Raw genomic sequence first — 14,629 nt, 5'->3', positions numbered from 1 at the left:
CCTATCGTTTTAGCGTAAAATGTCCTTTTTTGCTTGGTGTATTATTATCAATTTTTGCTATAAACCAATAATCAGTAGAAGGTAAAAATTGTCCGTTCAATGTGCCGTCCCAATCTGGGTTTGCAGCATTCAAAATGGCAATTAGTTTTCCAAATCTGTCAAAAATTGAAACTTCAGCATTTGAGACATTAAACACACCTTTTACTGTCCAAGTATCATTATAACCATCGCCATTTGGTGTAAAAAAATCAGGATAGGAAATCACAAAAAACGGTTTTTCGTCAAATCCACATCCATTTGTTTCAAAAACATACCCAACATAGTTTCCACCTTGTAAATTTTGAAATGAATTAGAATTTTGATAATCAATTCCGTTTATAGAAAACTGAAAATCACCCTCGTTTGTGGTTACTATTGTAGCGTTTGATTGATTTGTTATTATTTCTGAAATAACTGGAGTCGCATTTACAGTAACATCAAAAAATCTTGTTGCCGAGCAATTAAAGGAATTAGTAACTTGTACACTAAACTGTCCTTGCGAACTAACAGCAATTTGTTCAGTGGTTTCGCCCGTTGACCATAAATAGCTTGGTTCAATGCTTTCGGCATTTAAATTTAAAGTGCTTCCTTCGCAAATATTGAGTTGAACATCATTGAGTAAAACAGGTTTGGGAATAACAATAATTGAAACTTGTTCTCGTGGCGAGAGGCAATTATTGTTGTTGGCTTGTACATAATAGTTTATGCTAGTTAAAAGTTGAGGTAGCGTAAAAGTAGTTCCTGTGGCAATGGGTGAATTATCAGTAAAATTTGTAAACCAATTGACTGTTCCCGAAGTAGTTGAAGCGGATAAAACGCCCGAGGCAGACTCACAAAAACTAATTGGAGATGTTACGGTAAGCAATGGTTTTTCAATACTATTTACAGTTAACGGAACTCTTGTGCCTGTTGTACAACCAGCTTCAAAAGCATCGAGATAGTAGATAGTTGTATTACTCAAAGTAGGTGTTGTAAATTGATTTCCTGTAGCTAAAGGTAATCCGCCACTAGGATTTGCATACCAATTGACAACGCCATTTATTGCAGCAGCGTTTAAAATAACACTGTCATTCTCGCAAACACCATAAGTTGCAACAGGCTGTATAGAAGGAATCAATAAAGTTGTACTGGTTGCAATTTGCAAGACAGGATCGCCTGGAGTACCACCATATTCTACGATGTAACCTTTTGGTTGATAAACTCCGCTTGCCTCACCAACATTCGTGAGATCGTTCCAAGAACCAAGAATTCCAACTCCAACGGCCGTGATATGCGCATAATCTTCATCGTTAGAATTATTCGGTTCGCCATTGTTCCAAAAAGCAAAATTAGGACTAAATCCAGAGATGTTGCCATTCCAAAAAACAGTACCAGCTTCTGGACCAGTCATCCATCTCCAAACGCCTTCGTTAGCCTCATCACTTCCGCCGATCCATCCTGCACCAGTTGTTTGTTCGCCTGCAATTTGAGCTTCTTCTGCCGATGTTAAAGTAGCTAAATATCCTTGTAGTCCATAATATGTGCTAGCTTGGGCAGCAATTCGCGCATTTGACCAAGATATTCCCACGTTTGGAACATATAAATAATAATGCCCGTTCGAAGGAAGATAATTGGCCTGACCAACAGCTATTGAAAAATTTCTTATTCCTGATGGATTAATTGCGCTGGATGAAAATTCAATTTCTTTGATTGCAGCGACTAATTCAACATAAGTTGGTTGACCAGATACACCTGTTAATGATAGTGTTCCTGTTGTTGCATTCCATGTGGATACAATACTGGGATGAATTCCTGTAAGTGTCAATAAATCTTCTCCCACAGAATATCCTGAGGAAATTTGAACGTAAATAGCATCAATTCCAATATCATCTGTATCAGTAATAGTCATGCTTGTTACAATTTTAATAGGCGTACCAGGACAAAAAATTTGATTTCCTGTAGCTATTAATATTGGAGCAGCATTTTGACCTAAAATAAGGGTGTTTGTAAAAAGTAATAAAGTAAAAATTAAAAAAAATCTAAGTTTCTTTTTCATTTTATAAAAATAAAAAAGAATGTGTATTTATAATTTGAATCAAATGTTAAATTAATAATTCATTTTCTGGAACAAATCCCAAACCACAATTCCAGTACTGACGGAAACATTTAAAGAATGTTTTGTTCCCAGTTGCGGAATTTCAATTGTACCATTACAAAGTTCAATAGCTTTTTGAGAAACGCCAAACACTTCATTTCCAAATACTACAGCGTATTTTTTGCTTTTGTCGATTTTGAAATTTTGAAGATAAACAGCATTTTCTACTTGTTCAATGGCAAAAATCGAAACACCGTCTTTTTGTAGTGTTGCAATGACGTCGGTTACTTCTTTATGGTATTCCCACGATACCGTTTCAGTAGCTCCGAGCGCTGTTTTGTGAATTTCTTTATTAGGCGGAACTGCTGTGATGCCACATAAATATATTTTTTCGATCAAAAATGCATCGGCTGTTCTAAAAACAGAACCGATATTATGAAGACTTCTTATGTCATCTAGAACTATAATTATAGGTGTTTTTGTAGCTTCTTTAAAAGCTGTCACAGATTTTCTTTCTAATTCTTTATTTTCTAGCTTACGCATTTTTTTTGTAATTAAGAGTAACAAAGATATCCAAAAAAAAACCCGTCTGATGTATCAAAAGACGAGTTTTTCTTGAATTATAATTAACAAATATTAGCTTTTTACTGGTGCAGTTCCTTCTGTAGCCGGATCAGCTAAAACAGTTCCTTTAATAGTTAGAACTTTGGTTTCTTGTCCTACAGCATTGGACCTAACTGTCACAGTTTTTGTAAATGGTCCAACTCGAGAAGTGTCATATTTTACCCCAATTGTGCCTTTCCCACCTGGAGCAATTGCGCCTTCTGGTTTAGAAGGAACAGTACAGCCACATGAGCCTTGTGTGCTTTCAATCGTTAATGGTTTAGTACCATTATTAACAAAAACAAATTCTCTTTTACCATCAGCATTGTGTTGAATTGTTCCATAGTCAATAGTTTCATTTTCAAACTTTATTGCAGCACCATCCACCTTAGGAGTAACTGAAATGGTTTGAGTGGTTTCTTTTTTAGCTACTTTCTTAACAGTTTGAGCATTGATTGTTGCAATTCCAAAAAATGCGATTGCCGCGAATAGTATTACTTTTTTCATTTTAATATTTTTTAATATTTCAAGTACAAATCTATTTAAAAATGCAAAAGGCATCATTTTTTTTAACTTAATATTAAATTAATTTTTTTTACGATGTCATTTCATTCTAAAATATTTAAATTCGCTTTCATTAAAAATTAAATCATTAGATATTGTCGGCTAAAGAAACACCAATAAAGGAAACACCTTTAATGAAACAATACAACGAGATAAAAAGAAAATATCCCGATGCTTGTTTATTATTCAGAGTAGGTGATTTTTATGAAACCTTTGGTGATGATGCTGTTCGAGCATCAAAAATTCTTGGTATAGTTTTAACAAAACGTGGTGCAGGTTCAGATACTGAAACTGCTTTGGCAGGTTTTCCGCATCATTCTTTAAATACCTATTTACCAAAATTAGTAAAAGCTGGGCTTCGTGTTGCCATTTGTGACCAACTTGAAGATCCAAAAATGACTAAAACTATTGTGAAACGAGGCGTTACCGAATTGATCACACCCGGAGTTTCGATGAATGATGAGGTTTTGCAATCAAAAGCAAATAACTTCTTAGCGTCAATTTATTTTGGAAAAAAACAACTTGGAGTTGCATTTTTGGATGTTTCAACTGGAGAATTTTTAACATCACAGGGAAACAATGAATACATAGATAAATTGTTACAAAACTTTAATCCCAGTGAAATATTAATTCAAAAAAATAATAAAGTACAGTTTAAGGATTTTTTTGGAGATAACTTTAATCTTTTTTTTCTTGAAGATTGGGTGTACAAGGAAGATTATGCAACAGAAAGCTTAACTAATCATTTTCAAACCAATTCCCTGAAGGGTTTTGGAGTGGAAGAGCTGCAGGATGGAATTATTGCTTCGGGTGCGATTTTGTATTACTTATCAGAAACACAGCATAGTAAAATTCAACATATCACTAATATTCAAAGAATCGCTGAGGATGCTTATGTTTGGATGGATCGCTTTACTATTCGAAATTTAGAATTATATCAAAGTCATTCCCAAAATGCAGTAACACTTTTGGATGTGATTGACAGAACACTGTCACCAATGGGTTCTAGGCTTTTAAAGCGATGGTTAGCTTTGCCACTTAAGGATATTTATAAAATTAGAAGTAGACACGAGGTGGTTTCTTTTTTAAAAAATAAACCTGAAATTCTTCAAAAAATACAATATCAGATCAAACAAATTTCAGATTTAGAACGATTGATTTCTAAAGTCGCTACAGGAAAAATTTCACCACGAGAAGTTGTTTATCTAAAAGAATCTCTCGATGCTATCATACCAATTAAAAATCTTGCTTTAGAAAGCAATCAAGAAGCGGTAAGAGTTATTGGCGACAGTCTGCATTCTTGTGATTTGCTTCGCGAAAAAATAAATATGACACTTAATCAAGATGCGCCAGTTGCCATTTTGAAAGGAAATGCAATAGCTACAGGTGTTAATGAGGAGTTGGACGATTTGCGGAGAATAGCATTTTCAGGAAAAGAATTTTTAGAAGGAATTGAAAGACGAGAATCCGAGTTAACGGGAATTTCATCCTTGAAAATTTCTTTTAATAACGTTTTTGGTTATTATATCGAAGTAAGAAATACACACAAAGATAAAGTTCCAGCAGAATGGATTAGAAAACAAACACTTGTTAATGCTGAAAGATATATTACAGAAGAATTAAAAGAATATGAAACCAAAATTCTTGGCGCAGAAGAGAAAATCCATCAGATTGAAGTTCGATTATTTGAACAATTAGTGAGTTGGATTGCTACTTACATCAAGCCAGTACAACTTAATGCTAATTTAATTGCTCAATTAGATTGTTTGTCGTCATTTACTCAATTAGCAATAGAGAATAATTATGTTTGTCCAATACTTGATGAAACTTTTGAATTGGAAATAACTAATGGTCGTCATCCAGTAATTGAGAAACAGTTGCCAATAGGCATTCCATATGTGCCAAATGATTTGTTTTTAGACCGAGAAACACAACAGCTAATAATGATTACTGGTCCTAATATGTCAGGTAAGTCAGCTATTTTGAGACAAACAGCATTAATAGTTTTGCTAGCACAAATGGGAAGTTTTGTTCCAGCCGAAAAAGTAAGAATGGGTGTTGTTGATAAAATTTTTACACGAGTTGGGGCAAGTGATAATATTTCTATGGGTGAGTCTACTTTTATGGTGGAAATGAACGAAACGGCTTCTATTTTAAATAATATTTCAGACAGAAGTTTAATACTTCTTGACGAGATTGGTCGCGGTACAAGTACTTATGATGGAATTTCTATTGCATGGTCAATTGCAGAATTTCTTCATGAAAATCCATCGAGACCAAAAACATTGTTTGCTACACATTATCATGAGCTAAATGAAATGACAGAACTTTTACCTAGAATTCAGAATTACAATGTTTCTGTGAAAGAATTAAAAGATACCGTATTATTCATTAGGAAATTAGTTAAAGGTGGAAGCGCACATAGTTTTGGAATTCATGTCGCAAAAATGGCTGGAATGCCGCAAATTGTAATTCAAAAAGCACAGAAAATACTCAAAAAGCTTGAGAAGAGTCATTCTAGTGAAGTTTCGAACAAGATTAAAAATACAAAAGATGGCTCGAGCCTGAGAGGCGAACAGGCGCAGCAAATGCAATTAAATATCTTTAATCTCGATGATCCGTTGTTGGAAGAGATTAGAGAGGATATATTGAATTTAGATATAAATACATTGACACCAGTTGAGGCATTAATGAAATTAAATGAGTTAAAAAGGATTTTATTAAAAAAGTAAATTTTCTAAGTTTTGCAAATCAATAGATTAGATTTTATAAAAGTTTTTTAATTAAAAAGGTTTGTATAATTCAATTTAAATAGTACATTTGCATCCGCATTACTGAACAAGTAGTGTTGCTCTAATAAATTTTGTAAATGCGAAAATAGCTCAGTTGGTAGAGCGCGACCTTGCCAAGGTCGAGGTCGCGGGTTCGAGCCCCGTTTTTCGCTCAACTTCTTATGATGCTCGAGTGGTGAAATTGGTAGACACGCTGGACTTAAAATCCAGTGAACAGCAATGTTCGTGCGGGTTCAAGTCCCGCCTTGAGTACAAAAAGCTCCAAACGTAGTTTGGAGCTTTTTTTATTACTCTATATTCCTAGATTTACTTAATAAAAAAAGCCATCTCGCATAGCGGACGGCTTGATTTTTTCTGTAATTTAAAATTACTTAGCTGGAGCAGCAGGAGTTTCAGTTGCTGGAGCAGCAGCAGTTGTGTCAGCTGGAGCAGCAGCAGTTGTGTCAGCTGGAGCAGCAGTTGTGTCAACAGCTTCAACAGCAGTTGTGTCAGCAGCAGCAGCGTCAGTAGCCTCAGCTTGTTTACAAGATACTACAGTTAATGCAGCAACGATAGCTAAACTTAAAAATACTTTTTTCATCTTACTTAATATAAAAGGTTAATTATTAATTCGAGGCAAAGATATAATTTTTTTAATATGTTAAATTGTTTTTTTAACTTTTTTTAAAAAACCTATCTAAACTTCATTTTAACATGTAGCAACTATCGTGCCAAAACCAAAAATAAAGTTAAAATATTTATCTATTTTTCCCTTTGGTAATGATTTTCATTTCTTTTATTAGATTGTCAGCACCCGCAAATTTGTCAATTATAAATAAAACGTAACGAATATCTACCATTATATTTCTGCAAATGTCTGGCGAATAATAAATATCGCTCATGGTTCCTTCCCAAACTCTATCAAAATTTAAACCAATTAAATTACCATTGGCATCTAATGCTGGACTTCCAGAATTTCCTCCCGTTGTATGGTTAGTAGCTATAAAGGCAACCGGTATTTTTCCTTGGCTTGAATAGGCGCCATAGTCCTTAGTATTGTATAAATCGATTAGTTTTTTTGGAACGTCAAATTCATAATCCCCTGGAATGTATTTTTCCATTACACCTTCTAAATAGGTTATAGGTTCATACACAACGGCATCGCTAGGTTTGTATCCCTTTACTTTTCCATAAGTTACACGGAGTGTGCTATTGGCATCAGGAAATATCCTATCCGATTTCGGACTTAATTCTAATATGGCTTTCATATATGTTCTTTGTGTAGCCATGTTTTTAAGGTTTAGCTCATCAAATTTTGGCAAAACATTTTGAGTATGTGCATCAGCCATCGCTTTTAAAATTTGATATCCTTTATCTGCATTTATTTTTTCGATTACTGATTTTGTGTCGCCATCTAGTAGACTTCTAAAGTTTTCTAAGCTGGTTAATTTAGTATTTGTATAGATGTCATTCGTTAATTGAGGTGCATTTAAGTTTTTAAATTCAGAAGGTAAAAATTGACTTGGCAATCTTTTAGTATAAATACTAATTAATTGCTCAAAAACATTTTTATCAACTGTAGCGTTATAATCTCTGTAGAAATCAACAATTCCGTTAGACAAATTTGTTTTTCTGTCGGTAAAGGCTTGTTCGCCTTTTGTTTTCAAAAGCTGTTCTAACTGATAAAGACGATAAGCGTTTTGTAATAGTTCCGAATTTCTGAGCGCTACTTCTGTAAATAAATCTCTAGCTAAGGCATAATCTTTTATTTCGGTATAATTTTTTTCAAAATCGCTTATTAAATTTCCATATTCTGCTTGTTTTCCGGCTTTATTTACTTTGTCAAGAAAATCAGCTTCAAACTTTCTTTTCACGGCAATAGCATTTGATTTTTTCAATCCTTTGGTTTCACCAATCCATTTTTTCCAATAATTAGCGATTCCTGCATACTTGGAAGCATATTGAATCTTGATTGCATTATCTTTTCGCATAAAGCCATCTTGCACTTTTAAAGCTGCATCGCGAACTTCAATTTTAACAGGATTTAAAGTATTTACAAGTTGTTCTACTGCGATAGCAGGTAAATATTCTTGGGTTCTTCCGGGATAACCCATCACCATTGTAAAATCATTTTCTTTAATTCCGTTTATTGAAATAGGGAAGAAGTGTTTTGGTTTATAGGGAACGTTATCTTTGGAATAGGCTGCAGGACGATTGTTTTTATCAGCATAAATTCTAAATAACGAAAAATCACCCGTATGACGTGGCCAAACCCAATTATCAGTATCTGAACCAAATTTTCCAATCGAACTCGGTGGAGCGCCAACTAATCGAACGTCTGTATAATTTTCAATAACAAAAAGCAAGTATTGATTGCCGTCATAAAATGTGCGGATACTGTTTTCTTGCCAAGCTTCTTTAGGTAAGGTTTTGTTTAAAAAACTTATATTGGATTGAATTTTTTTCTGCTTTTCAGCTTCGGATGTCAATTCAGAAGTTCCTTCTAAAACTTTAGCTGTAACATCTTCAATTCGGATGATAAAGGTTACATATAAATCTTTGTTGGGTAATTCTTCTTCCAATTTATAAGCCCAAAATCCATTGGTTAAATAATCATTTTCTACTGTAGAATGACTTTGGATATTATCAAATCCACAATGGTGATTGGTTAAAATAAGTCCTTTATCCGAAATAACTTCTGCAGTACAACCGCCATCAAACTGTGGAACGGCATCTTTCAAACTTGATTTGTTAACCGAATAAATGTCTTCGGCAGAAATTTTCATGCCCAAATTTTTCATTTCGTTTTCATTCATTCCCTTTAATAATGACGGAATCCACATGCCGCCTTGTTGCGCTTGGGTTTGGATAAAAATAAATAGGAAAAGTAGTTTAATGTACTTCATAATAATTGTAATGTTAGTATTTTTTAGGTGTAAATTTTGATTTTTAAAATCGAGTGAAAGATACAATATTTGTTATTTTATTTTTGTTTTTAGGTTTTCTTAAACTTTTATTTAACATTTGGTATTATAGTTTTACTAAGTCAACATATAACTTTCATATGCTAGTATTTAGGGAGAAAATCAATGCCTACTTCCTTTCCAAGTTCCACCATATTTATAATTGGGTAATTTTTGGGATTTTTCACAGCATAATTTACAGACAAAAAGCCACGTCTTTCCTTTTTCGATTTGAATTCTAAACAAAATAGTGTCTGGTAAATTACAAAGGCTGCATTTTTTGATTTTCATCGTATTATGCAAATTTGAAAATAGTTGTTATTTATTCTACTTTACTTGATTGTTTTTTAAGTCTTCTAAAGTTATATACTGCAGTGCTTTTATGTTTGTTGCCTCAAGAATTACAGGTGGCGCAACACCAGCATCAAGTGCTTCTTTCCAACGCATGGCACATAAACACCAAATATTGCCAGCTTTTAAGCCAGGAAAACCGCTTGCAGGATAGGGAGAAATTAAATCATTTCCTCTAGACAAGGAATAGTTAAGAAATTCGTCGGTAACTACTGCTGCTACCACATGAACGCCTCTATCTTTTTCATCGGTGGAGCAAAAACCAGTTCTGTAAAAACCGGTTAAAGGATTTTTACTCGCTAATTGTAAATCGGTTCCGAGTACATTTTTTTGTGTAGTTTCCATTTTTTTTACTTTTAAATCTTTGTTATTGGTGATGATACAATTTTCTTGTGCTGTCTTTTTTTGTGAAAAAACAGTACTTGTAATAAAAAATATTCCCAAAAATAGCATTGCTGCTTTCATAGTACTGAGTGGAATTAAGATTCTAAATAACTCAAAATAATATCGGTAGCGCCTTTATTCATTTGAACAAAAGTTTCACAAATATGTCCTTTTTCGTACCGAATGTCTTCGTTTAAAAGTAGATTAGTTAGGGCATTATTCAATTCCGCTTGGTTATTGATAGAAATACAACCTTCTAAGTTGACCAAAGCTTTGACTTCAGCAAAATTGGAAAATTCAGGTCCAATGAGAATCGGTATTCCAAAAGTGGCCGGTTCAAGAATGTTGTGAAGTCCTTTTTTTACAAATCCACCGCCAACATAGGCAATATCAGCGTAGGAATATATCTTAGTTAAAATGCCAATAGTGTCTATGATAAAAACTTGAAAAGTAGCTAAATACTCATTTTCCATTTCAGAAAATAGAACCACTTTTTTTGTGATAGCATTTTTCAATTCGGCAATTTGTTCCGCCTTAATAATATGTGGTGCGATAATAAATTTTACATTCTCATCTGCTTGATTTATAAAATTAACAAGTAATGATTCGTCTTTTGGCCAAGAACTCCCGATGACCACCAACTTTTTTTTGTCTTTGAAATCTTCAATAAAATGCAATGAATTATCGCGTTGCAAAATCGATACTACTCGATCAAATCGAGTATCTCCCGAAATTTTTACATTTTGATGACCTAACGATTGTAATAATTTTTTGGAACTTTCATTTTGCACGAAAAAGTAATCGAAGGTTTTTAATGCATTTCGATAAAATCCGCCATACCATTTAAAAAAGGCTTGGTTTTCTCTTAGAATTCCTGATATCAAGTAGGTCTTAATTTCTGCATTCTTCAATTCGTTCAAATAATTGGGCCAATATTCATATTTGATAAAAAACACTAATTCCGGATGTACGGTCGCTACAAATTCTTTAGCATTAGTTTTTGTGTCCAAAGGCAAATAAACGGTAACATCGGCAATCGTGTTTTTTTTTCGAACTTCGTAACCTGAAGGTGAAAAGAATGTCAAAACGATTTTATGACTAGGAAATCGTTCTTTTATTTTTTCCATTACCGGCAAACCTTGTTCGTACTCTCCAAGTGAAGCTGCGTGGAACCAGATTGTTTTATCTTGAAGATTTATTTTTGAACGTAAAATTTCAAAAACATTTTTTCTTCCGTCAACAAAGAGTTTCACTTTTGGAATGAAAAATGCCCATAACTTCAACAATTGTGAAGCCAAAATTACCATGAAATTGTAAAGAAAAAGCATCTTCAAAAATTTGTTGCGCTAAAATACGTTTCTTTTATCGAATAGGATATTCTACTTTAGAATTTCTTACTTTTGCAGCTCATAATTTATGAAAAATGAGAAAAATTCAAATGGTTGACTTAAAAAGTCAATATGATAAAATAGCAGCAACTGTAAACGCTTCTATTCAAGAGGTGTTAGATACTACAACCTATATAAATGGTCCCGAAGTTCATAAGTTTCAGAAAAACTTAGAAGAATATCTCGATGTGAAACATGTAATTCCGTGTGCAAATGGAACTGATGCCTTACAAATTGCTATGATGGGATTGGATTTACAACCTGGCGATGAAGTAATTACTGCCGATTTTACTTTTGCGGCTACGGTTGAGGTAATTGCTTTGTTACAACTTACACCTGTTTTGGTTGATGTAGATATGGTAAATATGAATATTTCCATTGAAGCGATAAAAAAAGCTATTACGCCAAAAACAAAAGCCATTGTTCCCGTTCACCTTTTTGGAAGAGCTGCCAATATGGAAGCGATTATGAGAATTGCTAACGAACATAATTTATATGTTATTGAAGATAATGCGCAAGCTATTGGTGCCAATTGTAGGTTTTCTGATGGAACAAAAAAGAAAGCAGGAACCATTGGTCATGTAGCTTCAACGTCATTTTTCCCTTCTAAAAATTTAGGATGTTATGGCGATGGTGGTGCTATTTTTACTAATGATGATGATTTGGCTCATAAAATAAGAGGTATCGTCAATCACGGAATGTATATCAGGTATCACCATGACGTAGTTGGCGTCAACTCGCGATTAGACAGCGTTCAAGCAGCAGTTTTAAATGCAAAATTACCATTTTTAGATTCTTATGGAAAAGCACGTCAAGATGCAGCACGCAAATATTCAGGGGCATTTGAAGGTCATAAAAACATTATTGCGCCAAGCATTTGCGATATCTGCGATTGCCATGTTTTTCATCAATATACGCTACGGATTATTGATGCTGATAGAAATGGTTTGATGGAACATTTGCTAGCCAAAGGAATTCCATGTGCCATTTATTACCCAATTCCTTTACATTCGCAAAAAGCATATGCTGATACGCGTTACAAAGAGGAAGATTTTCCCGTTACCAATCAGTTGGTAAAAGAAGTTATTTCTTTGCCAATGCATACCGAATTAGACGACGAGCAAATTAAGTTTATAACGGATAGTGTTTTAGAATACCTTAAATAGTTTTCAGAAACGGTTTTCAGTCTAAATTTTGTTAACTGTGACAACGATTAAAAAGTGAAATTTTATGAAAAAAGTACTAGTAACTGGTGGATTGGGATTTATTGGTTCACACACTGTAGTTGAACTACATAACGCCGGTTTTGAAGCCATTATTATTGATAATTTGTCTAATTCTTCTATTGATGTTTTGGATGGAATTTATCGCATTATTGGAAAAAAACCAATTTTTGAAAACCTTGATTTGAGAGATAAGTCTTCCGTTCAAAATTTCTTTGCTAAATATACTGATGTTGTAGGTGTAATTCATTTTGCGGCATCTAAAGCTGTGGGTGAAAGCGTTGAAAATCCACTGTTGTACTATGAAAACAACATTAACGCATTGGTATATGTGCTTCAAGAATTAACTAAAATGGCCGAGGCTAGTTTTATTTTTAGTTCGTCTTGCACTGTTTATGGTCAAGCTGAACAAATGCCAATTACAGAAGATGCCTCTGTACAACCAGCAATGTCTCCTTACGGTAATACTAAACAAATAGGTGAAGAAATAATCAATGATGTGGCAAAAGTTTCCTCTATAAATGCAATATTACTTCGTTATTTTAATCCAGTTGGAGCACATCCATCGGCAGAAATAGGCGAATTACCAATCGGTGTTCCGCAAAATTTAGTGCCGTTTATAACACAAACAGGAATTGGTCTTCGAGAGCAGCTTTCAGTTTATGGTGATGATTATCCAACGCCAGATGGAACAGCCATTCGAGATTATATTCATGTAGTAGATTTAGCAAAAGCACATGTTGTGGCCATGCAAAGATTATTGAACAAACAAAATTTAGCCAAAGTAGAAACTTTTAATTTAGGAACGGGTAAAGGCAGTTCAGTTTTAGAAGTTATTACTGCGTTTGAGAAAGTTTCGGGCAAAAAATTACCCTATAAAATTGTCGGAAGGAGAGAAGGCGATATTACATCGGCATATGCTAATACAGATAAAGCGAATAAAGTTTTGGGTTGGAAAGCGCAATCATCCCTAGAAGAAAGTTTAGCTTCTGCTTGGAAATGGGAACAAAAAATTCGCAAAAACTAAGTGCCCAAAATTACAGATTACAAATTACTATTTTGCTTATTTGTTGTTGCTGTCGTTTGGGGCACAACATATCTTGGCATTCGCATCGCTGTTGAAACTATGCCACCGTGGTATATCACTTCCTCACGACAAGGATTGGCAGCTGTAATAGTTTTTGCTTTTTTACTCTATAAAAAAGAGTTAGCGTGGATAGGTTGGCCCAATTTTAAAATTCAATTTATTACTGCCGTTTTGATGATTGTGGTGGCAAATGGTTTTACCACTATTGCTGAAAAAACTGTGCCCAGCGGATTAACATCGATACTTAGCGCGTTGACACCTTTAGTCATTTTTTTAGGCAGTGCGCTTGTAGGTATACAAAAGCCTAATTTAAAGGGATTTTTTGGTGTTATAATCGGTTTTTTTGGCGTTGTTTTTATATTCAGGGATGGCCTAGATGCTATTTTAGATCCCAATTATAAAACGGGTATTCTATTTTTGAGTGTAGCAATATTTGCCTGGTCTGTTGGAACAATTTATATGAAAAGGAATACGCATAAATCTGATACCATTGCACTAGATTTATTTTATCAGTTTTCAATAGCAGCGATTATTCAGTTTTTTTTAGCTTTGATTTTTTATCCCAATGTGGATGTGTCAAAGTGGAGTTTGAGAAGTATTTTAGCCACTTTATATCTTGCTGTTTTTGGTTCGGTAATTGCTTTTTTCTGTTATCATTACGCTTTAAAAAGAGTTACCGCTCTTCAAGTATCGATTTTAAATTATATCAATACCATTATTGCCCTCTTTTTAGGATGGTTATTGCTCGATGAAATTATTACAACGGATTTTTTGATAGCCACAGTTCTCATAATAATTGGAGTTTTTATTACCAATTTAAAAGCTAAACAGGTAAAAAATGCGAAGTCTTAAAATAAAAAATCCCGATACAAATCGGGACTTAGTTTTAATTCTCTACGCTTTCTTTTAGTTTTTTTGCAGCTTCTTCCATTTTTTCAGCACTCTTAAGTTTTAAACTATCTACTTTAGTTTTTGTTTTGTTTTTTAAGCTATCAATTTTTGCTTCGGCTTTTATTGTGGCAGAATCGATAGAAGTTGTTACTTCTTGTGTTACTGCATCTTTAGCTTCGTCTAGTTTCTCTTTAGTTTGATCCAAGCACGATACCAATAGTAATGAACTTGCGAAACAAATCTGTAAAGCAATTTTTTTCGTGTAAAAAAATTTATTTTTCATAGTGATAT

Annotated in this window: 12 protein-coding genes and 2 tRNA genes; 6 read left to right on the top strand and 8 right to left on the bottom strand. The window is 33.8% G+C overall.

The features are described from left to right. Window position 1: 1 nt before the first annotated feature. The 3 genes from WFZ85_RS02005 to WFZ85_RS01995 all read right to left on the bottom strand — a co-directional run bounded on the left by WFZ85_RS02005 (window position 2) and on the right by WFZ85_RS01995 (window position 3,223). Window positions 2-2,074, bottom strand: a complete 2,073-nt coding sequence (locus WFZ85_RS02005; RefSeq protein WP_342694607.1) for a T9SS type B sorting domain-containing protein — start codon at window positions 2,072-2,074, stop codon at window positions 2-4. Between the two features lie 51 nt (window positions 2,075-2,125). Continuing rightward, the gene (locus tag WFZ85_RS02000; protein WP_342694606.1) at window positions 2,126-2,656 is read right to left on the bottom strand and encodes an RNA methyltransferase; all 531 of its coding nucleotides are present in this window, start codon (window positions 2,654-2,656) and stop codon (window positions 2,126-2,128) included. A 93-nt stretch (window positions 2,657-2,749) separates the two neighbouring features. Continuing rightward, window positions 2,750-3,223: a DUF1573 domain-containing protein gene (locus WFZ85_RS01995; protein ID WP_342694605.1), complete on the bottom strand. Its 474-nt coding sequence runs from the start codon at window positions 3,221-3,223 to the stop codon at window positions 2,750-2,752. Between the two features lie 152 nt (window positions 3,224-3,375). Between WFZ85_RS01995 and mutS the strand changes: the two genes are divergently transcribed. From mutS to WFZ85_RS01980, 3 genes are all read left to right on the top strand, one after another. Further along, window positions 3,376-6,012 carry a DNA mismatch repair protein MutS gene (gene mutS, locus WFZ85_RS01990; RefSeq protein WP_342694604.1) on the top strand — a complete coding sequence of 879 codons (2,637 nt, stop codon included), beginning with the start codon at window positions 3,376-3,378 and terminating at the stop codon, window positions 6,010-6,012. 139 nt (window positions 6,013-6,151) lie between these two features. Beyond that, window positions 6,152-6,224: transfer RNA gene (locus WFZ85_RS01985), tRNA-Gly, on the top strand. Between the two features lie 14 nt (window positions 6,225-6,238). Beyond that, window positions 6,239-6,324, top strand: a tRNA-Leu gene (locus tag WFZ85_RS01980). Window positions 6,325-6,439: 115 nt separating this feature from the next. Here WFZ85_RS01980 and WFZ85_RS01975 read toward each other — a convergent pair. The 4 genes from WFZ85_RS01975 to WFZ85_RS01960 all read right to left on the bottom strand — a co-directional run bounded on the left by WFZ85_RS01975 (window position 6,440) and on the right by WFZ85_RS01960 (window position 11,077). Next, window positions 6,440-6,652: a hypothetical protein gene (locus tag WFZ85_RS01975; protein ID WP_342694603.1), complete on the bottom strand. Its 213-nt coding sequence runs from the start codon at window positions 6,650-6,652 to the stop codon at window positions 6,440-6,442. Between the two features lie 157 nt (window positions 6,653-6,809). Then, window positions 6,810-8,957 carry a S46 family peptidase gene (locus WFZ85_RS01970; RefSeq protein WP_342694602.1) on the bottom strand — a complete coding sequence of 716 codons (2,148 nt, stop codon included), beginning with the start codon at window positions 8,955-8,957 and terminating at the stop codon, window positions 6,810-6,812. Window positions 8,958-9,341: 384 nt separating this feature from the next. Continuing rightward, window positions 9,342-9,830 carry a DUF2237 family protein gene (locus WFZ85_RS01965; protein WP_342694601.1) on the bottom strand — a complete coding sequence of 163 codons (489 nt, stop codon included), beginning with the start codon at window positions 9,828-9,830 and terminating at the stop codon, window positions 9,342-9,344. A gap of 14 nt (window positions 9,831-9,844) precedes the next feature. After that, window positions 9,845-11,077 (bottom strand): 3-deoxy-D-manno-octulosonic acid transferase, encoded by a 1,233-nt coding sequence (locus WFZ85_RS01960; RefSeq protein ID WP_342694600.1) that lies wholly within the window; start codon window positions 11,075-11,077, stop codon window positions 9,845-9,847. A gap of 95 nt (window positions 11,078-11,172) precedes the next feature. Between WFZ85_RS01960 and WFZ85_RS01955 the strand changes: the two genes are divergently transcribed. The 3 genes from WFZ85_RS01955 to WFZ85_RS01945 all read left to right on the top strand — a co-directional run bounded on the left by WFZ85_RS01955 (window position 11,173) and on the right by WFZ85_RS01945 (window position 14,299). After that, window positions 11,173-12,303 carry a DegT/DnrJ/EryC1/StrS family aminotransferase gene (locus WFZ85_RS01955; RefSeq protein WP_342694599.1) on the top strand — a complete coding sequence of 377 codons (1,131 nt, stop codon included), beginning with the start codon at window positions 11,173-11,175 and terminating at the stop codon, window positions 12,301-12,303. Window positions 12,304-12,367: 64 nt separating this feature from the next. After that, on the top strand, window positions 12,368-13,387 hold the full coding sequence (galE, locus tag WFZ85_RS01950; protein WP_342694598.1) for a UDP-glucose 4-epimerase GalE: 1,020 nt from the start codon (window positions 12,368-12,370) through the stop codon (window positions 13,385-13,387). Beyond that, window positions 13,388-14,299, top strand: a complete 912-nt coding sequence (locus tag WFZ85_RS01945; protein ID WP_342694597.1) for a DMT family transporter — start codon at window positions 13,388-13,390, stop codon at window positions 14,297-14,299. Between the two features lie 34 nt (window positions 14,300-14,333). On the opposite strand, the gene WFZ85_RS01940 is transcribed toward WFZ85_RS01945, so the two are convergent. Further along, entirely contained in the window at window positions 14,334-14,621 is a 288-nt protein-coding gene (locus tag WFZ85_RS01940) for a hypothetical protein (protein WP_342694596.1), read from the bottom strand. Window positions 14,622-14,629: the final 8 nt, after the last annotated feature.

The organism is Flavobacterium aureirubrum, assembly GCF_038739835.1.
Lineage (GTDB): Bacteria > Bacteroidota > Bacteroidia > Flavobacteriales > Flavobacteriaceae > Flavobacterium > Flavobacterium aureirubrum.
The sequence above is the reverse complement of the archived record's forward strand: the minus strand, read 5'-3'. Positions and strand labels throughout refer to the sequence as shown.